Origin of the sequence: Isoptericola jiangsuensis, assembly GCF_048320105.1 — a bacterium.
Classification (GTDB): domain Bacteria; phylum Actinomycetota; class Actinomycetes; order Actinomycetales; family Cellulomonadaceae; genus Isoptericola; species Isoptericola jiangsuensis_A.
The window spans coordinates 153,284-172,534 of the sequence record NZ_CP182942.1 but is presented as its reverse complement, the minus strand read 5'-3'; the positions used below and the strand labels follow the sequence as shown (position 1 = coordinate 172,534).

The 19,251-nt window shown below is 73.4% G+C and carries 16 protein-coding genes and 1 pseudogene; 4 read left to right on the top strand and 13 right to left on the bottom strand.

Annotated features, from left to right (window positions below; translation table 11 throughout):
* Nucleotides 1–68 precede the first annotated feature (68 nt).
* Both ACNHYB_RS00795 and ACNHYB_RS00790 read left to right on the top strand, forming a co-directional pair.
* On the top strand, nucleotides 69–2,411 hold the full coding sequence (locus ACNHYB_RS00795) for a cellulose binding domain-containing protein (RefSeq protein WP_418276485.1): 2,343 nt from the start codon (nucleotides 69–71) through the stop codon (nucleotides 2,409–2,411).
* A 71-nt stretch (nucleotides 2,412–2,482) separates the two neighbouring features.
* Nucleotides 2,483–2,947, top strand: coding sequence for an N-acetyltransferase family protein (locus tag ACNHYB_RS00790; RefSeq protein ID WP_418276484.1), 465 nt, complete (start codon nucleotides 2,483–2,485; stop codon nucleotides 2,945–2,947).
* 6 nt (nucleotides 2,948–2,953) lie between these two features.
* On the opposite strand, the gene ACNHYB_RS00785 is transcribed toward ACNHYB_RS00790, so the two are convergent.
* The 4 genes from ACNHYB_RS00785 to ACNHYB_RS00770 form a co-directional block, all read right to left on the bottom strand.
* Nucleotides 2,954–4,015: a DUF2804 domain-containing protein gene (locus ACNHYB_RS00785; protein WP_418276483.1), complete on the bottom strand. Its 1,062-nt coding sequence runs from the start codon at nucleotides 4,013–4,015 to the stop codon at nucleotides 2,954–2,956.
* Nucleotides 4,016–4,076: 61 nt separating this feature from the next.
* Nucleotides 4,077–5,069, bottom strand: coding sequence for an NAD-dependent epimerase/dehydratase family protein (locus ACNHYB_RS00780; protein WP_418276482.1), 993 nt, complete (start codon nucleotides 5,067–5,069; stop codon nucleotides 4,077–4,079).
* Between the two features lie 58 nt (nucleotides 5,070–5,127).
* Nucleotides 5,128–6,456 carry an MFS transporter gene (locus ACNHYB_RS00775; protein WP_418276481.1) on the bottom strand — a complete coding sequence of 443 codons (1,329 nt, stop codon included), beginning with the start codon at nucleotides 6,454–6,456 and terminating at the stop codon, nucleotides 5,128–5,130.
* Between the two features lie 80 nt (nucleotides 6,457–6,536).
* On the bottom strand, nucleotides 6,537–7,280 hold the full coding sequence (locus tag ACNHYB_RS00770) for a hypothetical protein (protein ID WP_418276480.1): 744 nt from the start codon (nucleotides 7,278–7,280) through the stop codon (nucleotides 6,537–6,539).
* 168 nt (nucleotides 7,281–7,448) lie between these two features.
* Between ACNHYB_RS00770 and ACNHYB_RS00765 the strand changes: the two genes are divergently transcribed.
* On the top strand, nucleotides 7,449–8,111 hold the full coding sequence (locus tag ACNHYB_RS00765; protein ID WP_418276479.1) for a pyridoxine/pyridoxamine 5'-phosphate oxidase: 663 nt from the start codon (nucleotides 7,449–7,451) through the stop codon (nucleotides 8,109–8,111).
* Nucleotides 8,112–8,279: 168 nt separating this feature from the next.
* Entirely contained in the window at nucleotides 8,280–9,773 is a 1,494-nt protein-coding gene (gene mqo / locus ACNHYB_RS00760) for a malate dehydrogenase (quinone) (protein ID WP_418277960.1), read from the top strand.
* Between the two features lie 85 nt (nucleotides 9,774–9,858).
* Here the strand turns inward: mqo and ACNHYB_RS00755 are convergent, their stop codons facing one another.
* The 9 genes and pseudogenes from ACNHYB_RS00755 to ACNHYB_RS00715 all read right to left on the bottom strand — a co-directional run bounded on the left by ACNHYB_RS00755 (nucleotide 9,859) and on the right by ACNHYB_RS00715 (nucleotide 19,246).
* Nucleotides 9,859–10,431 (bottom strand): ketopantoate reductase family protein, encoded by a 573-nt coding sequence (locus ACNHYB_RS00755; RefSeq protein ID WP_418276478.1) that lies wholly within the window; start codon nucleotides 10,429–10,431, stop codon nucleotides 9,859–9,861.
* Nucleotides 10,332–10,757, bottom strand: coding sequence for a ketopantoate reductase family protein (locus ACNHYB_RS00750; protein ID WP_418277959.1), 426 nt, complete (start codon nucleotides 10,755–10,757; stop codon nucleotides 10,332–10,334). The genes ACNHYB_RS00755 and ACNHYB_RS00750 overlap by 100 nt, the downstream gene beginning before the upstream one ends.
* Before the next feature lie 25 nt (nucleotides 10,758–10,782).
* Nucleotides 10,783–12,189 carry a Re/Si-specific NAD(P)(+) transhydrogenase subunit beta gene (gene pntB, locus ACNHYB_RS00745; protein ID WP_418276477.1) on the bottom strand — a complete coding sequence of 469 codons (1,407 nt, stop codon included), beginning with the start codon at nucleotides 12,187–12,189 and terminating at the stop codon, nucleotides 10,783–10,785.
* Nucleotides 12,186–13,760: a Re/Si-specific NAD(P)(+) transhydrogenase subunit alpha gene (locus tag ACNHYB_RS00740; protein ID WP_418276476.1), complete on the bottom strand. Its 1,575-nt coding sequence runs from the start codon at nucleotides 13,758–13,760 to the stop codon at nucleotides 12,186–12,188. Before ACNHYB_RS00740 ends, pntB begins: the two co-directional genes overlap by 4 nt.
* 159 nt (nucleotides 13,761–13,919) lie before the next feature.
* Nucleotides 13,920–14,792: a formate/nitrite transporter family protein gene (locus ACNHYB_RS00735; RefSeq protein ID WP_418276475.1), complete on the bottom strand. Its 873-nt coding sequence runs from the start codon at nucleotides 14,790–14,792 to the stop codon at nucleotides 13,920–13,922.
* A gap of 200 nt (nucleotides 14,793–14,992) precedes the next feature.
* Entirely contained in the window at nucleotides 14,993–15,412 is a 420-nt protein-coding gene (locus tag ACNHYB_RS00730) for a hypothetical protein (protein WP_418276474.1), read from the bottom strand.
* Nucleotides 15,413–15,487: 75 nt separating this feature from the next.
* Nucleotides 15,488–16,951, bottom strand: coding sequence for a PepSY-associated TM helix domain-containing protein (locus ACNHYB_RS00725; RefSeq protein ID WP_418276473.1), 1,464 nt, complete (start codon nucleotides 16,949–16,951; stop codon nucleotides 15,488–15,490).
* 137 nt (nucleotides 16,952–17,088) lie between these two features.
* Entirely contained in the window at nucleotides 17,089–17,775 is a 687-nt protein-coding gene (locus ACNHYB_RS00720) for a hypothetical protein (protein WP_418276472.1), read from the bottom strand.
* A gap of 89 nt (nucleotides 17,776–17,864) precedes the next feature.
* Nucleotides 17,865–19,246 (bottom strand): annotated as a pseudogene (locus tag ACNHYB_RS00715) (aldehyde dehydrogenase family protein).
* Between the last annotated feature and the right edge of the window lie 5 nt (nucleotides 19,247–19,251).

Genomic DNA, 19,251 nt, shown 5'->3' with positions numbered 1-19,251 from the left:
GGCAACCGCTTTCTGGCAGGGTCGACGGCGCGGGGGGCGGTGAATCGACTCAACCGAACGGAGCAATGATGCTTTCGAGGGACCGCCACGCACTGCGCAGAGCATCCGTGGGCACGCTCTGCGCCTTCGCCCTCGCCGGGACCGTCGCCGTCGGCGCGTCCGCGGCGACGGGCACCGGCACGGCCACACCGGCTGCGGCCGCCGAGCAGCAGGCCACGGGCCGCGCGGTGATCAGCACGCCGACCGAGAAGGGCAACGTCGTCAGCTGGCGCCTGCTGTCCACCGACGGCGCCGGCACAGCCTTCCAGGTGTACCGCGACGGCGAGGCCGTCGGCTCCCCCGTCGACGGGGCGACCACGTTCCTCGACACGGACGCCGCGGACGACGCCACCTACACCGTCGTGCCGGCGAGCGCCGGTTCCGGCGCGGCGCAAGCCTCAGTCCGGGCGGTCGCCGACTCGCTGACGTTCACCCCCGTCGCGGGCGCCGAGGCCGGCAGCCTCGACGTGCCGCTCGACCGTCCGGCCGGCGGGAGCACCCCCAGCGGGAGCTTCACCTACGCCGCCAACGACGCCTCCGTGGGCGACCTGGACGGCGACGGCGAGTACGAGATCGTCCTCAAGTGGGACCCCTCGAACTCCAAGGACAACTCGCAGTCGGGCTACACCGGCAACGTGCTGCTGGACGCCTACGAGCTCGACGGCACCCGCCTGTGGCGCATCGACCTCGGCCGCAACGTGCGCGCCGGCGCGCACTACACCCAGTTCCAGGTCTACGACTACGACGGCGACGGCAGCGACGAGGTGGCGCTGCGCACCTCCGACGGGACGGTCTCCGGCACCGGCCAGGTGATCGGCAGCGCATCGGCCGACCACCGCAACTCCAGCGGCTACGTGCTCAGCGGTCCCGAGTTCCTCACGGTGTTCCGCGGCACGGACGGCGCCGAGCTCGACTCGGCCGACTTCGCGCCCGCCCGCGGCAGCGTCGGTTCCTGGGGCGACACGTACGGCAACCGGGTGGACCGCTTCCTCGCCGGGACGGCCTACCTCGACGGCTCGCGACCCAGCATCGTCATGGGCCGTGGCTACTACGCCCGTTCTGCGGTGTCCGCCTGGGACTTCCGCGGCGGCGAGCTCACCCGCCGCTGGACCTTCGACTCCAGCTCGTCCACCAACGGGCCGGACTGGACCGGACGCGGCAACCACCAGCTCTCCGTCGCCGACGTCGACTCCGACGGGCGCGACGAGATCCTCTACGGCTCCATGGCCATCGACGACGACGGCAGCGGGCTGTGGCAGAACGGCACCCACCACGGCGACTCGTACCACGTGAGCGATCTGGTGCCGTCCAACCCGGGCCTCGAGGTGTTCAAGCCGTCCGAGTCCGGCAGCGACCCCGCCCACTGGGTGGCGGACGCACGCACCGGCCGGATCCTGTCCAGCGCCGACCCCGTCGGCAGCGACAACGGTCGCGGCGTCGCCGCCGACGTCACGGCATCCAACCCCGGCGCCGAGGTGTGGTCGTCGGCCGTGTCGCAGCTGCGCAGCGCCACCGACAACTCCCCGGTGGGCCGCAAGCCCGGGTCGACCAACTTCGTGATCTGGTGGGACGGCGACGGCCAGCGCGAGCTCCTCGACGGCACCCACATCGACGAGTACGGCGAGTCCGGCGACACCCGGCTGCTCACGGGCTCGGACGTGTCGTCGAACAACGGCACCAAGTCCACCCCGGCGCTGCAGGCCGACATCCTCGGTGACTGGCGCGAGGAGGTCATCTGGCGCACGAGCGACAACAGCGCGCTGCGGATCTACACCTCCACGATCCCGACGAGCATCTCGCACCCGTCGCTCATGGAGGACCACCAGTACCGCATGGCCGTCGCCTGGCAGAACTCCGCGTACAACCAGCCGCCGCACGCGAGCTTCGCGACGGTGACGGGCAGCGCGACGCCCTCCCCCACCCCGACGGCGAGCGAGGAGCCCAGCGACGACCCGTCGAACGAGCCCAGCGACGACCCGTCGAACGAGCCCAGCGACGACCCGTCGGACGAGCCCAGCGACGACCCGTCGGACGAGCCGACCGGCGAGCCCGCCGACGCCCGGTGCGCCGCCTCGTACGAGGTCGTCGGCCGGTGGCAGGGCGGATTCCAGGCCCAGGCGACCCTGGTGAACACCGGCGACGAGCCGATGACGTCGTGGGAGCTCACCTGGGAGTTCACCGGCGGCGAGACCGTCCAGCAGGGCTGGGGCGGCGGCCTGACCCAGTCCGGCACCACGGTGACGGCGACCGCGCCGGGATGGCACACCGACCTCGCTCCGGGCGAGTCGGCCTCCGTGGGGATCATCGGCTCCGGCACCCCCGCGGCCGTCACCGCGATGTCCGCCGGCGACCAGGAGTGCACCGTCTCCTGACGCCCGCCCCACGCCGTCGCGCACCGCGAGCGGCAACCGTCACGGTCCGGACCACTGGTACGGTCCGGACCGTGACGGTCCCCGCCCCCGCCGGCCTCGTCCTGCGCCCCGCGCTGCGCGCCGACCTGCCCCGCATCGTCGAGCTGATCGCCGACGACGCCGTCGCGGCGACGCGCACCGGCAGCTTCGGCCCCGCGCACGTCGCCGGGTTCGAGGCGATCCAGGCGAGCACCCAGGACGAGCTCGTCGTCGCCGAGCTCGACGGCCAGGTCGTGGGCTGCATGCAGCTGACCTTCGTCCCCGGCATCTCCCGCAACGGCGCGAGCCGCCTCCTGGTGGAGGCCGTCCGCGTCGCCGAACCGCTGCGCGGCCAGGGCCTGGGCCGCGTCCTGATGGAGCACGCGCACGCCCGCGGGCGCGAACGGGGGTGCAGCCTCGCGCAGCTCACGTCCGACAAGCGGCGTCCCGACGCCCACCGGTTCTACCGCGCCCTGGGGTACGCCCAGTCGCACGAAGGCTTCAAGCTCCCGCTCTGACAGCCCTCACCAGCGCTGCCGGACGTCCTCCGCCCAGCCCTCCAGCCGTTCCACGACCAGGCGCTCGCCGTCGTCCGTCTCGACGCTGCCGGACCAGGTGCCGAAGCACTGGTCGGTCGCCGAGGCCACCACGCCCAGGTTCGTGCGGGCCACGCGGTTGAAGAACGGCCGGAACGTCAGGTCGACCCGCGCGCCCCGCACCCGCCACGGGGCCAGGTAGTCGCGGCGGTCCACCTCCCACTCGAGCTCGTCGTGGATCTTGTGCAGCCGGCCGTCCACGACGAGGGCGTTCTCCGTCGTCGGACCCGCGGCCGTCCACGTGCCGCCGAGCTGCACCCCCAGGCTGCGGGACCCGCGCCCGGCGCGGCCCCCGTGCCCGGAGCGCCCGCCGGCAGGGACGCGGCCGAACCCGACTCCCCACTGCCACGTCGCCGAGTACGGCCATCGGCCACGCCCGTGGTCGAGGACCGCCCACGCCGGGTCCCGGACCTCGTGGGTCGTGCCGTCCACCCGCAGCGTGCCGGTCACGGGACGCCCGACGTCCTTGACCGTGTACTGAAACTGCCGGTCGGACCACGGCACGACCACGCCCAGCACCTCGTGACCCTCCGGCCTCGCCACGAGCACGTCGAGCTCGACGTGCTCGGTGCGCGCCCGCAGCCGCGTGGCCGCCGGGGCGTCGCCGCGCGCCACGAGCTCGTCGACCTCGATCGCGACGCGTCGCGTGCTGGCACGGACCGGCCCCGCGCCCAGCGACGCGGGCAGCTCGACCGAGCCGGACAGCGGCGCGACCACGAGGGCGCCGCGCTCGACACCGGTCGACTTCTCGAGGACGTAGACCTGGTGGAGCGCGGCGTAGTCGAGGGCCGACGTCGTGATCCCCACGACGTGGGTGGGGGTGACGACGGCCCAGTACTCCCAGCGCTTGGTCCTGCCGCGCCCGCGCATCCCCCGGCCGAGCCCGGAGGTGTCGTGCTGCGGGGTCCTCGACCACCCGACGGCGTCCGGGTTCAGCGTCCCGTCCGGTCGGCACAGCACGACAGCCTCGACGATCTCGCGCTCCGTCACTGATCGACCGTAGCCGGACATCCCGGCGGGCACGGCCCTGGACGTGCTCCGGCGTGCAGTTTCACCCGGCGGCGGCCTGCCGCAGCACCTCCGCCTCCTGCATCGCCGTCAGCCCGGTCACCGCTGCGTCCGGATCGGCCCGCAGCCAGTCCAGGACGTCGCGCGCGGTCTGCGCCACGGGTCGCACCCGGAGCCCCGCCGCGAGCGCCGGTCCCGCGTCGTGGGCGGCGAGCCCGTCGTACTGCGGCCGGGGCAGCCACAGCGGCAGCGACCGCTCCCCCGCCCAGGGCCGGACCTCCAGCGCAGCCAGGGTGGCCGCGTCGACCCAGCGCCAAGCGGGTGAGGTGCTGCAGCCGCGTGCCACGGCAGCCAGCACCTCACCCACGGTGGAGGTCGGGCCGACGGCGTCGAACGTGCCCGTGGTGCGCCGCTCGGCGAGCTCGACGACCCAGGCGGCCAGGTCCCGCACGTCCAGGACCTGGATCGCGTCGGCGGGGTCGTTCGGGGCGAGGACCGGCGCGGTGCCGTCGAGCAGGCGGCGCATCCGGTCCGGCCAGTAGGCGAACCGGCCCGACGGGTCCCCGGGTCCGACGATCAGGCCGGGCCGCACCACGGTCGCGCTCGTCGTGCCCGCGCGGACCGCCTCCTCGCACGCCACCTTCAACTCGCCGTACGCGTCGGCGGCCGCGGTGGGGTCGGCGTCGTCGTCGGGGAAGGCCGGTCGCAGGCGACCGACGCCCGGCCCGGAGGGGTCCGAGTCGTCGGCGTAGACGTTGAGGGTCGACACGAACACGTGGTGCGCGGCCGGGAACGCCGCGACGGCGGCGCGCACGTGCCCGGGCGAGCGGGCGACGTCGACGACGGCGTCGAACGGTTCGGCCGTCAGGGCGGCGGGCAGGCCCTCGTCCCGGTCCACCACCACGTGGCGCACGCCGTCGGGCACCGTCCCGGAGCGACCGCGGTTCGCGGCGACGACGTCGTGACCGCGGGCGGCGGCCCGTGCTGCGACCTCGCGGGACAGGAAGACCGAACCGCCCAGGACCAGGAGCCTCATGGGCTCACGCTGACCGACGACGCCCTGCGCGGGCAAGGGATTCTCCCGTGGGCGGAACTCACGCGCTCCGCTCGTCGCGGATCCCCACCAGGGAGACCAGGCCTCCGGCGACGAGCAGCGCGGCCGTGACGACCATCGCCCGGTGGAAGGAGTCCACGTCGAGTGTGGGGCCGATGATCACCCCCGCGCACGCGATGACCACCAGGCCCGCCACCCGGGAGACGGCGTTGTTCACCGCCGAGGCGATCCCGGCGTCGGACGGCGGCACGGCACCGAGGATCGCCGCGGTGAGCGGGGCGACGGTCATCGACAGCCCGAGGCCGAAGACCACCATGGCGGGGAGCACCTGGGTCAGGTAGTCGGCGCTCGCGTCGGTCGTCAGGAGCAGCAGGTATCCCACCCCGGCGACGACGGGACCGAGCGTCATGAACCGTCGCGGGCCGTACCGGCCGGCGAGCGCCCCGAAGCGCGTCGACGCCAGGAGCATCACGATCGTCGTCGGCAGCTGGGCGAGACCGGCGGCCGTCGCGGTGTACCCGGCGACCTGCTGCAGGAACAGCGTCAGCGCGAAACCGCCGAACGCGAGCGCGCCGTACACGGCGACCGTCGCGAGGTTCCCCCAGGCGAAGTTCCGCTCGGCGAACAGGCGCAGCGGCAGCATCGGGTCGGCGGCGTGTCGTTCGTGCCACCAGAACGCGACGAGCAGAGCGCCGCCGACGCCGCAGGCCCACCACTGCTCCTCGATGAGCCCGAACACCGCCGCGGCGAGCCCGACGGCCACGAGCACGGCCCCGAGGACGTCGATCCGTCGCCCGCCGGTGACCTCCTGCTCCGGTACGCCGCGCAGCAGCCACAGGGTGAGCGCGACCACGGGCACGTTGATCCAGAACACCCACCGCCAGGACACGAGGTCGACGAAGGCTCCCCCGAGGAGCGGCCCGACGATCATCGCCGTGCCCGTCCACGCCGTCCACGTGCCGATGGCGCGGGACTGCGCCGCCCCGGAGAACGTGGACACGATCATCGCGAGCGAGCTGGGTACCAGCAGGGCGCCGGCGACCCCCTGGAGCAGACGTGCCACGACCAGCACCGGCCCGGTGGGCGCGACCGCGCACAGCACCGACGTCACCGCGAAGCCCACCAGACCGACGGTGAGCACGCGACGTCGGCCGTGCACGTCCGACAGGGAGCCGGCCAGGAGGATGAACGCGCCGAGGGTCACGAGGTAGCCGTCCACGACCCACTGCTGCAGGGTCAGGGCGTCGGCCCCGCCGAGCTCGTCGGCGATCGCGGGCAGCGCGACGGTGACGACCGTCCCGTCGAGGAACGACACGAACGACGCGAGGATCGTGACGACGAGCACCCGGCGCTGCAGTGTCGTGTCCACGGGCCCACGCTACGGCGCGGAGCACGACGCGCGCGTCCGGCCGTGGCCCGCGCCGTCGTCCCGGCGGCCCCGGTCGTGCCTCAGCAGGTCGCGCCGAGGTCCTGACGCAGGGTCAGCGCCCAGCAGAGCACGCCGATGTCCTGGCGCACGTCGTCGACGGCGGTGCGCAGGCCGTCGACCTCCTGCCGCACGGCGTCCAGCTCCTGGGAGGTCGCCGCGCCGTCGTCCTCGGCGAGCTCGCCCTGGACGGCGGCCAGGCCGGTGCGCACGGTGCCGAGCCCGTCGCGCAGGTCGCCCTCCAGGCCGTCCAGGTCGAGCGCGACCTCCTGCAGGCGGGTGCCCAGGTCGGTCGTGCCGTCCGTGCCGTCGCCGGGCAGCCCGGTCCAGTCCTCCACTCCCTGCACCCGGGAGGCCAGGGTGTCGACCGTGTCCGCCGTCGGCAGCCCGTCGACCACGCCCTGCAGCGCGTCGGCGCGTTCCGTCGCGGCGAGCGCCTGGGCGGTGGCCGCCTCGACCTCGGCGGCGAGCTTGCGGTTGCCGGACCAGAGCACCGCCAGACCGGTCGTGGCGACCAGGGCCAGCACGGTCGCGGCGGCGAGCACGACGAGCACGATCCGGCGCTGCACCTCGGTGGTACCGGGTCCGGGCGACGGCGGGTGCGGCAGGTGCGACGCCGGGACGACCTGGACGGCGCCCGAGACGGGCTGCTCGTGCGGGAACAGGGTCGCCACGGAGGCCACGGGCCCGGTGGGCGTGCCGGGCCGGCGCGCGATCCGGCCGGAGGTGACCCCGGACGGGCTCTGCGTGCTCGTGTCGCGATCCATGCGGCCACCTCGACTCGACGAACCTGGTCGGGACATATCGTGGCGGTCATCGGCGACGGTGACAACAGGCACTCCAGGATCCGGTCCCGTCGCTGCCCGTCCGCTACGGTCGAGGTCGTCCCGACGCCCCGTGCACACCTCGTGCGCGACGCCCCCCGAGGAGCCCGCATGCCCAGCTTCCGCCGCCTCCTGCGCGACCTGCCCGTCCTTCCCGCGGACCTGCCGGGCTGGCACGTCGACGACCTGACCGCGCTCCCCGTCGATCCGCGCCGCCTCTTCGAGGACTGGTTCACCGAGGCGGTCGACGCCGGTGCCCGCGCGCCGCACGCGATGACCCTCGCGACGTCCGACGGCCAGGGTGCCGTGCACGCCCGCACCGTCATCCTCAAAGACCTCACCGAGAACGGTTGGTGGTTCGCCGGGCACGCGACGAGCCCGAAGGGACGCGACCTCGCGGCGGACCCGCGGGCGGCGCTGGTGTTCCTGTGGCGCGAGACGGGCTGCCAGGTCCGGGTCGTGGGCCGGGCGACCGACCGGCCCGACGTCGGCGAGCTCGACTTCCGGGACCGCCCGGCGCCGTCGCGCGCCTCCGGGCTCGTCGGTCACCAGAGCGAGGTGCTCGGCACGCTCGCCGAGCACCGGGCGGCCTGGGCCGCCGCCCTGGAGGACACGACCGCCGCACCGGACCGGGTCGCACCGACGTGGACGGCGTGGGTGCTCGAGCCCGACGAGGTCGAGTTCTGGCGGTCGGGGACCGGGACGGGACAGACGCGGGTGCGCTACCTGCGTCGGCCCGACGGCGCCTGGGCCCGTGACCTGCTGTGGCCCTGACGCGATGATGTGACCCACGTCACTGCAGGTCAGGCGCCTGTGACCTTCCTCTCATTGATTGTGACGGTTTTCACCAGCGTTTAGCATGGCGCTGTGACTACGCGTGCAACGACCCCCGGCAACGGCCCCTCCGACGCCGTGGACGTCGTCCTCATCGGCGGCGGCATCATGAGCGCCACGCTCGGCACACTCATCCAGCAGCTCGAACCGACGTGGTCCGTCCGCATCATCGAGCGGCTCGACGACGTCGCCCTCGAGTCCTCCAACCCGTGGAACAACGCGGGCACCGGCCACGCGGCGCTCTGCGAGCTGAACTACACCCCGGAGAAGGCCGACGGCACCGTCGACATCTCCAAGGCGGTCGGCATCAACGAGCAGTTCCAGACCTCCCGCGAGCTCTGGCACCACCTGCTCGCCACCGGCCGGCTCGAGAACAGCTCCTTCATCAACCGCACCCCGCACATGACCTTCGTGCGCGGCGCGAAGAACGTGGACTACCTGCGTCGCCGGCACACGGCGCTCAGCGCCCACCCCCTGTTCCGCGACCTCGAGTTCTCGACCGACCGCGACGAGATCGGCCGCTGGACGCCGCTGCTCACCGCCGGGCGCGACGACGAGCCCATCGCGGCGACCCGCTCCGTGGCGGGCACCGACGTCGACTTCGGCAACCTGACCCGCCAGCTCATCGACGGCCTGGTGGCCGGTGGCGCGGAGCTGCAGCTCGAGCACGAGGTCCGCTCGCTGAAGCGCACCAAGGACGGCCGCTGGCGCCTGCGCGTCAAGGACCGTTCCTGGAACGCCCGCCCGCGCACCTCCACCGTGACGGCGCGGTTCGTGTTCGTGGGTGCCGGCGGCGGCGCGCTGCCCCTGCTGCAGTCCTCGGGCATCCCCGAGATCAAGGGCTTCGGCGGCTTCCCCATCTCCGGGGAGTTCCTGCGCACCGACAACCCCGAGGTCGTCGCCCAGCACCAGGCCAAGGTGTACGGCAAGGCCGACGTCGGCGCCCCGCCGATGTCGGTGCCCCACCTGGACACCCGCGTCGTGGACGGCAAGAGCTACCTCATGTTCGGCCCGTACGCCGGGTTCAGCCCCAAGTACCTCAAGAAGGGCAAGTACCTGGGTCTGGTCACCTCGATGCGCGCCCACAACATCACCTCGATGCTGGGTGCCGGACTGAAGAACCTCGACCTCACCCAGTACCTGGTCGGCCAGCTCGCCGCCGCGCCGGAGACCAAGTTCCACACCCTGCAGCAGTTCATGCCGACCGCGCACCCCAAGGACTGGGAGAAGATCACCGCGGGCCAGCGCGTCCAGGTCATCAAGCGGGACGCCGACGGCAAGGGCGTGCTCCAGTTCGGCACCGAGGTCGTCACCGCGGCCGACGGCTCCATCGCCGGTCTGCTCGGCGCCTCCCCGGGCGCGTCGACCGCCGTCTCCGCGATGGTCGACCTCCTCGCCCGCTGCTTCCCGTCGGAGTTCCCGACCTGGCGCGGCCACCTCGCCACGATGATGCCGAGCCTCGACGGCGTGCCCGCCGACGCCCGCGAGATCGACGCCACCGTCGACGCCGCGTCCGAGGTCTCGGGAGCAGAGCTCGCCGCCCGCAACGGTGGCGTGCTCCCCGCGAGCGTCTACGAGTCGCAGGCGGACCTGCGCGGCTGACCGCGCCCGACGACGTCACGGCCCGCCGGCCCCGAGGGACCGGCGGGCCGTCGTCGTCCGAACAGGCCCGGCGGACCCGGTGCGCTCAGACGGATCCGGCGAGGCGCCGCACCACGGCGTCGACGTGCGGCGTGGCCACACCGTGCCGCACGCCGCGCCGCGAGATCGCGCCGCCGATAGCGTCGAGCTCGCCCGCCCGCCCGGCCGCGAGGTCCGCCTGCAGCGACGATCGCATCGTGGCCGGCAGGCCGCGCAGGATCTGCTCGAGCTCCGCGCCCGTCGTCTCCACGCCCTCCGCAGCGGCCACCGCCGCCACCTCGTCCAGCACGCCGGAGGTGAGCGCCGGATCCGCGTCCAGCGCTTCTCCGAGGCCGGCGGCGTGCACCGAGGTGAGCAGCGCGAGCGGAGCCAGGAAGCGCAGCTTGCTCCACAGCACCTCCGCCTCGGTGCCCCCGACGACGACCGGCAGGTCCGTGGACCGCAAGGTCTGGACCACGTGCAGTCCCGCCGCCTCGGCGGGCACGTTCACGCGCAGCAGCTCGCCGCGGTGCCGAGCCGTCACCGGGCCGTCGGCGTCCGTCTCGCGGGTGGTCTCCCCCGCGTAGGACGCACCGGCGACCGTCGGCCCGGCACCGGCTCCCTCGCGCAGCGTCTCCATGTGCTCGATGCCGTTGAGGAGCGAGACCACCTCCACGGGGCGGGCGGCGGCGATCTGACCGACGACGTCGTCCAGTCCCCCGCCTTGACCGTGACGAGCACGGACGCGCCCGTCGGGATCGTCGTCGAGGCGGGCACCGGGGCGTCCCACGTCCCGAAGGAGTCGGTGACGACCCGCAGGCCGGCGCCCAGGCGGTCCACGGTGCGCGGTCTGCCCACCAGGACGACGTCCGCCCCGGCTCGGTGCAGGAACCCTGCCACCAGGCATCCCACCGCACCCGGGCCGACCACGGCGATCGTGCGTGCATCCACGGTCTCGGTGCTCATGTTCATGCCCGCGACCCTACGCCGCTCAGAGCGCCTGGATGATCCTGTCGACCTGCTCCTTGGCGTCGCCGAACAGCATGGCCGTGTTCTCGCGGAAGAACAGCGGGTTCTGCACGCCGGCGTATCCCGTGGCCATGGACCGCTTGAAGACGACGACGTCGTGGGCCTTCCAGACCTCCAGCACCGGCATCCCCGCGATCGGCGATCCCGGGTCCTCCTGGGCGGCCGGGTTGACGGTGTCGTTGGCGCCGATGACCAGCACGAGGTCGGTGTCCGGGAGGTCGTCGTTGATCTCGTCCATGCCGAGCATGACGTCGTAGGGCACCTTCGCCTCGGCGAGCAGCACGTTCATGTGGCCGGGCAGCCGCCCCGCGACGGGGTGGATGCCGAACCGCACCTGGACGCCGCGGGAGCGCAGCTTCTCGGTGAGGTCGGCGACCGGGTACTGCGCCTTGGCCACGGCCATCCCGTAGCCGGGAACGATGATCACCGAACGCGCGTGCGTGAGCTGCTCGGCGACGTCCGCGGCGAACGTCTCCCGGTGCTCGCCCTCCACGTCTCCGGTGGCCGCCGTGCCCGGTTCGGCACCGAATCCGCCGAGGATCACCGAGACGAACGACCGGTTCATCGCCTGGCACATGAGGTAGGACAGGATCGCACCCGAGGACCCGACCAGCGCCCCGGTGATGATCAGCAGGTCGTTGCCGAGCATGAACCCGGCGGCCGCGGCGGCCCAGCCCGAGTACGAGTTGAGCATCGACACCACGACGGGCATGTCGCCGCCGCCGATGGAGGCGACCAGGTGCCAGCCGAGCGCGAGCGACACGAGGGTCACCAGCACGAGGGCCGTGAGCGCGGCGCCGTCCTGGCCGTCGCGTGCCGCACCGACGAACCAGACCAGCAGACCCGCCGCCACCACGAGCATCGCGAGGTTGAGCCAGTTGCGGCCCGGCAGCATCAGGGGTGCCGAGCGGATCCGGGCGGCGAGCTTCAGGTTCGCCACGATGGAGCCGGTGAACGTGACCGCACCGATGAGCACCCCGAGGAACACCTCGACGAGGTGGACCGTCTCGGCGTGGTCGGTGGTGAGGAACGAGCCGAACCCGACGAGCACCGCGGCGAGACCCACGAACGAGTGCAGCAGCGCGATGAGCTCGGGCATCTGCGTCATCTCGACGCTCCGCACCCGCCACGTGCCGACCGCGGCCCCGGCGAGGAGCACCACGAGGATCAGCGCACCGGTGACCTGCCACGGACGCTCGGAGGTCTGCAGCGCCAGCGCGACGGTCGCGACGAGGGCGAGCGCCATGCCCACCATGCCGAGCACGTTGCCGCGGCGGGCGGACTCCTGCTTGGACAGTCCCGCGAGCGAGAGGATGAACAGGACCCCGGCGACGACGTAGGTCGCCTGGACGACGGACAGGACGGTCATCGGGCCACCTCCCCCGCCGACGGGGCGCCCTTGCGGAACATCCGGATCATCCGGTTCGCCACGAGGAATCCTCCGAAGACGTTGATCCCGGCCAGGATCGCGGCGACGACGGCGAGGCTCGTGACGAGCCAGTCGTCGGTGCCGATCTGCAGCAGCGCGCCGACCAGGATGATGCCGCTGATCGCGTTGGTCTGCGCCATCAGCGGGGTGTGCAGGGCGTGGGACACGGACGAGATCACGTAGAAGCCGACGACGACCGCCAGCGCGAACACCGTGAAGTGCCCGACGGCGTCCGGCGGGGACGCGGCGATGGCCAGACCGCCGAGCACTGCACCGAGACCCGCGAGCACGGTGCGGCGGCGCGACCGACGCCGACGGCTCTCGGCCTGCTCCTGCGGGCTGGGCCCGGGCGGCGGCTCGGGCGCGGGCGCGGGTGCCGGCGCCGCGGAGACCTGCACGGGCGGCGGCGGCCACAGCACGTCACCGGCGTGGGCGACCGTCATGCCTCGCACGACGACGTCGTCGAGGTCGATGACGGCGCGGCCGTCCTTGTCGGGCGTCAGCAGGGTGAGCAGGTTGACGATGTTGGTGCCGACGAGCTGGGAGGTGTGCTGCGGCATGCGGCCGGGCAGGTCGGTGTAGCCGAGGATCACCACACCGTTCTCGCTGACCACGCGCTGCCCCGGCACGGTGAGCTCGCAGTTGCCGCCGCCGGGCGCGGCGAGGTCGACGACGACGGACCCCGGACGCATCGCGGCGACCATCTCGGCGGTGATGGTGGTGGGTGCGGTGCCGCGCACGAGCGCGGTGGTGATGACGACGTCGGCCGCGGCGGACTCCGCCGCGTAGGTCGCACGCGTCGCCGCCTCCTGGTCCGAGGTCAGCTCGCTGGCGTACCCGTCGGCGCTGACCTCCTGCGAAGCGCCCGCGGCCTGGACGAACACGGCACCCATCGACTCGATCTGCTCGCCGACCTCGGGCCGGACGTCGAACGCCCGCACCTTCGCACCGAGCGACGACGCCGTCCCGATGGCGGCGAGACCGGCGACGCCGGCGCCGATGACGAAGACGGTCGCGGGCGGCGTCGTGCCGGCGGCGGTGACCTGGCCGGTGAACATGCCGCCGTACTCCTCGGCCGCCTCGACGACGGCACGGTAGCCGGCCACGTTCGACTGCGCCGAGAGCACGTCCAGCGCCTGCGCCCGCGAGATCCGGGGCACGGCGTCCAGGGCCAGGGCCGTCACGCCCCGGGCCGCGAGCGCCGCGACGAGCTCGGGTCGTGCTGCGGGAGCGAGCTGGGCCACCAGCACCGCCCCGGGCCGCAGGAGCGCCTGCTCGGCGTCCGACGGCGCGCCGACGCAGGTGACGACGTCGCAGGCCCAGACCTGTTCGCGCCCTTCCAGGCGTGCGCCCGCCTCGGCGTACGCGTCGTCGGGCATGCTCGCGCGCGCTCCCGCTCCCGGCTCGACGACGACGTCGTAGCCGAGCGCGACGAGCTTGCGCACCGTGGCGGGCGTGGCGGCGACGAGGCGTTCCCCGTCACGCGACTCCCGCGGGACACCGATCTGCACGGGTCCGGACCCCCTTCGGTCGAAGACCCTCGCAACCTACCGGTTCGGTGGTGCGCCGACGACCACCGCCCGCGCAGCGAGACGAGGTCTCCCCGCGCGAGCGGTGGTGCGTGATGCCGGTGCCGGGGCCGTGCGCAGGCACCGCGTGCGCGGCGCGCCTCAGCGCCCGGCGCCCACGAGCTTCTCGTCGTCGACGTCAGGGACCGGTGTCGGCGCGACCAGGCCGGCGTTGCGCTTCGGCTTGGTGCGGTAGTGGGTGGTGTAGAGCATGAGTCCGACGAAGGTCAGCCCGCCCACGAGGTTGCCCACGACCGTCGGGATCTCGTTCCAGACCAGGTAGTCCATGATCGTGAACTCCCCGCCCATCAGCAGACCGGCCGGGAAGAGGAACATGTTGACGATGGAGTGCTCGAACCCCATGTAGAAGAACAGCATGATCGGCATCCACATGCCGACGACCTTGCCGATGACGCTGCGCGAGGCCATCGCGGCCACGACCCCGGTCGACACCATCCAGTTGCACATGACGCCACGGATGAACAGCGTGAGCATCCCGCCGGCGCCGTGCTCGGCGTAGCCGACGGTGCGGCCCTCGCCGATGTGCCCGATGGCCTGGCCGACCTCGCTCGGGTCCTGGGACCAGCCGTACGTGAAGTAGATGGTCATGAAGACGGCGACCATGAACGCGCCACCGAAGTTGCCGACGAAGACCAGGCCCCAGTTCCGCAGGACCGCCTTGACGGTGACGCCCGGGCGCTTGTCCAGGAAGGCGAGCGGGGCGAGCGTGAACACGCCGGTGAGCAGGTCGTAGCCGAACAGGTACAGCAGGATGAACCCGACCGGGAAGAGGACTGCTCCGAGGAGGGGGTTGCCCGTCTGCGTGGCGACGGTGACCGCGAAGGCGGCACCCAGGGTGAGCATCGCCGCCCCCATGAACGCCCGGATGAGCGTGTCACGGGTCGACAGGTGGACCTTGGACTCGCCCGCGTCGATCATCGCGGTCACGAGCTCGTTCGGCTTGACGTAGTCCACGCCCAGCTCCTTTCGTCGAGGTACCGGTCCCGGCACGACGGTGTGCGCGGGACCTTCCAGGACAAGAGTTTCCGGGTGGTCTTGCCCTGGCGATACGACGGCGTTACGTCTGTGGCGCGATTTCCTCACGGGCGGGGCCGGCTCCCGGTGAGGCGGGGACCGCAGGGGCGCGCCAGGTCGTCGCCCCCCTCGGCGCGGCGTCAGCCCAGGGCGGTCCGGCGTGCCTCGACCAGCAGGTCGTGAAGCACCGCGGTGTCGAGGTCGTCGACCGTGCGGAAGGTGATCGCCGCCGCCCCGACCTTGACCCGCCCGAGCCGTGGCGCGTAGCGGCGGACCAGGTATCCCCCGTCGTCGGCGGCGTTCACGTACAGGCTCAGATGGCGTGACTGCTCGGCGAGCCCGACCAGGAACCACTCCACGTCCGCGACCCGCGGACGGGGCTGGGCGATGTCGCCGTAGCCCACGATCGCCTGCTCGGTCCCGCCCCAGAAGACGCCCCGCCACAGGACGCGGGAGACATCCGGCAGCGCCCCGACGACCAGGGCGTCGACGGCCTGCAGGTCTGCCGCACTGCGCGCGCGCCGCAGGTGCTCCTCGACGTCGTCGTCGGTGCGTCGCATCGCCTGACCTCCCTGAGCGCGTCGGCCCGTGCAGGGCCGGTGGTCCCACCCTGCCACGGGCGGGACCACCGGTCGTCAGGGTCGCGGTGCCCGACGTCGGGCCAGGAGACCCGCCACGACGTCGACGACGAGGAACGCCGCCAGCGTGAGCCCGAAGAGCGGGACGTAGTACGCCAGTCCCGCCGCGACGACGAACAACCCGACCGTGAGCCACAGCGGTGCCCGGCGCAGGGCTCCCCGCTGCAGGAGCGGCCCGGGCCCGGAGGCCTGCTGCTTCGGGCGCCGCTGCCACCACATGCGGTAGCCGAGCACCACCAGCACGATCAGGGCCAGCGCCGTGCCGGCCAGGAACAGCAGGTTCGCCAGGCCGAACAGGTTGCCCAGGTGGAAGTTGATCCCCCAGGTGGTGAGCTTGCCCAGCAGCGGCTTGTCCGCGAAGTCGACCCGGTCCACCACCGCGCCGGTGTGCCCGTCGACGGCGATCGAGTCGTTGTCGGCCGGCCAGGACATCGCCGCCTCCGTCACCGTCCACGCCTGGTCGTGGCTCGACGGCGGCGTGACGTCGTACGGCCCCACGAGACCCTCGGCGGACGCGGCCGCCGTCATGCCGTCCCAGGAGGCGCCGTGCGCGAGGTCCGCGTCCGCCATCGCCGCGCCGACGGCGTCGTGGTCGTGCCCGCCGCCCTCGCCGCCGTCACCGGAGAGGCTGGTGTCCAGCACGGGCGCCGCGGGCGAGATCGCGGCCCGCAGGTCACCGATCCGGGCCCCGGCGTGCTCGGACCAGGTCAGGCCCGTGATCGACAGGATCAGCAGGCCCGTGGCGGCGAGGATGCCGACGACGCCGTGCCAGGAGAGCGTGCGCCGCCGCCCCGGCTTCACCTTCTCCGGGACGAGCAGCGCCCTGGCGGTGCGCTTCCTGCGCACGGCCCGGGCGATCCACATGGCCAGTCCGCCCAGGACGACGACGCCGAGCCAGGAGGCCGCGAGCTCGCTGTACAGGGTGCCCACGGTCCCCAGGTGCAGGGAGGAGTGCATCGTCTCGATCCACTCCCGGGCCGGGAGCCACGGGCCGTAGGTGAGCTCGGAGCCCGCCACCTGGGCGGTGTACGGGTCGACGAACACCGTCTGCGCGGCACCCTCGGGGAGCCCGTCGACGGCGAGCGTCACCCGGGTGGTCGTCTCCGGGTCGCCGGGGACCTCGACCACGGCGACGGTCCCCTCCGGGTGGACGGCGCGGGCGGCGGCCACCTGCTCCGACAGCGGTGCGACGGCGTCGCCCTGCTCGACCACCAGGAGGTCGTCGTACACGACGCGCTCGATCGTCGGGGCGAGGGTGTAGAGCAGTCCGGTCGTCGCGGCGACGACGAGGAACGGGCCGACGAGGATGCCGGCGTAGAAGTGCAGGCGCAGCAGGATCGGCTGCAGGGCGGCCCACAGGCGTGAGCCCTGCGGCGCGGGAGCCCCGGCGGGGCTGCCGGCAGGGTCGCCGGACGGGTCGGTGGGGACGGACGTCGTCGACGTCGGGGGTGCGGTGGTCACGACAGTGCCTCTCGTCAGGGCGCGCAGCGTCGCCGGACGTCGGTCCGGACTGCGCGGTGCTCAGGGGGTGACGGCGTGGCGGCCGGTCCGACGACGAAGTCACCCGCCGACGTCGCGACGAGAGGTCGAGCGGGGTGTCAGACGGCGCCGAGCACCGGCGGTGGCCCCCGCCGCGGGCGGACCGGCGTCGACCAGAGCGTGGCGCGCGGCATCGTGTCGGCGTCGGTCCACGCACGGCGCACGAGCGGGACGCGGACCGGCAGGGGCCGGACCGGACCGAGGAAGAGGCGGACGACCCGGCCGACGGTGCGGCCGAGCGCACGATCGGCGCCGACGGCCAGGACCGTGACGGCCACGACGGCGCCCAGGTGAGCCAGCAGCATCGCGACGTGCCCGTGGGTGTGCGCCGAGGCGCTCGGTCCGAGCGTGAAGACCTCGGGGTCCGCGCTCCACGCCGCGGCGGCGGCGCTCAGGTCGAGCTCACCGTGATGGGCGGAGTGACCCGGCAGGTCGCGCCCGCCCGCGGCCGGTCCCGTCCCATCCTCAGGTACCCCCAGCGCCTGGAACCCGAGGTGCAGGGCCGACTGCAGCCCGAGCAGCACCGGCACGAGGGTCCACGCGGAGAGCTGCCACCGGCCGAGGACGCTCGTGACCACCAGGGTGAGCGAACCCAGCAGCACCAGTCCGACCGTGGACGGCAGGGCTCCTCCGGCCATCGTGTGGGCCGCGGCGGAGAAACCCAGGGTGGTCGCCGCGAGCAGCACGGACCGGGCGACACGGACGGCACCGTCCGTGCCGTCGCGGCGGGCGCTCGGGCTGGTCACGCCCCGATCCTAGCGAGCGGTCGTGGGACGGCGTCCACCGAAACGTTTCGTGGACGCCGTCCGCCTCGCACCGCCGGGACCGGCGGACGTCAGGTCCGGGCGGGACCGATCCAGACCTGCTGGACGTTGACGAACTCCTTGATGCCGTGCGGGCCGAGCTCGCGCCCGTAGCCCGAACGCTTCACCCCACCGCTCGGCAGCCGCGGATCGGTCTTGACGATGCCGTTGACCGAGACCTGGCCCGCCACGATCCGTCGCGCCATCGCCTCGCCGCGCTCCGGCGTCGTCCACACGCTCGCCGCGAGGCCGAACTCCGTGCGGTTCGCGACGGCCAGCGCGTCCTCTGCGTCGTCGGCCTTCATGACGACCATCACCGGGCCGAACGTCTCCTCGCGGCACGCCGTCATCTGCTCGGTGACGTCGGCGAGCATCGTCACCGGGTAGAAGAAGCCCTCCCCGCCGGCAGCTCGCCGCCCAGCAGCAGGCGCGCCCCGGCGTCGACCGTCTCGGTCACCTGGCGGTGCAGCTCCGTGCGCAGGTCCTCCCGGGCGATGGGCCCGACGTCGGTCGCCGCGGACCGCGGGTCGCCCACGGTGAGCTTCTCCAGCCGCAGGCGCAGCCGCTCGACGAACTCGTCGTACACGGGTGCCTCGACGATGATCCGCTTGGCGGCGATGCACGACTGGCCGGCGTTGATGATGCGCGACAGCGTGACGGTGTCGGCGGCGGCGTCGAGGTCGGCGTCGGCGAGCACCAGGCACGGGTCGGACCCACCGAGCTCCAGCACCGTCGGCTTGATCTCGGCGGCCGCGACGGAGGCCACGGCGGCGCCGCCGCGCGCCGACCCGGTGAACGACACGGCGTCGACGCGCCGGTCCCGGATCACCGCCGCGACGTCCGGCGTCTCGAGCGGGAGGTTGACGAACACCCCGGCGGGCACGCCGTGCGCCTCCAGGACGGCAGCCATGACGTCGGCGATCCCCGCGGCGCAGCCCGGCACGTGCGGGTCGTGCTTCATGACGCACGTGTTGCCCGCCATGAGCGCCGGGGCGGTGAACCGCGACCACAGCCAGAAGGGCGCGTTCCACGGCAGCACGCCCAGCACCGTGCCCAGCGGGAGGTGCTGGACGTAGCTGGTGGCGGCGTCCGAGTCGATGCGCTCCTCGGCCAGGTACCGCGCCCCGAACTCGGCGTAGTGCTCGAACGCCCAGGCGGCCTTGACGACCTCGCCGCGAGCCTCGTTCGCGGGCTTGCCCATCTCCTCGGTCATGAGGGGAGCCAGATCGTCGACGTGCTCACGCAGGTGCGCGGCCACCGCGCGCAGCACCTGCGCGCGTTCGTCGAGATCACGTGCCTGCCAGTCCTGCCGCGCCGCGAACGCGGCGGCGAGGCCCTCCTCGACCTGCTCCGGACCGGCCGGCTCGACCTCTCGGATCGTGCGGCCGCTGCTCGGGTCGATCACCGTCAGCATCTGCT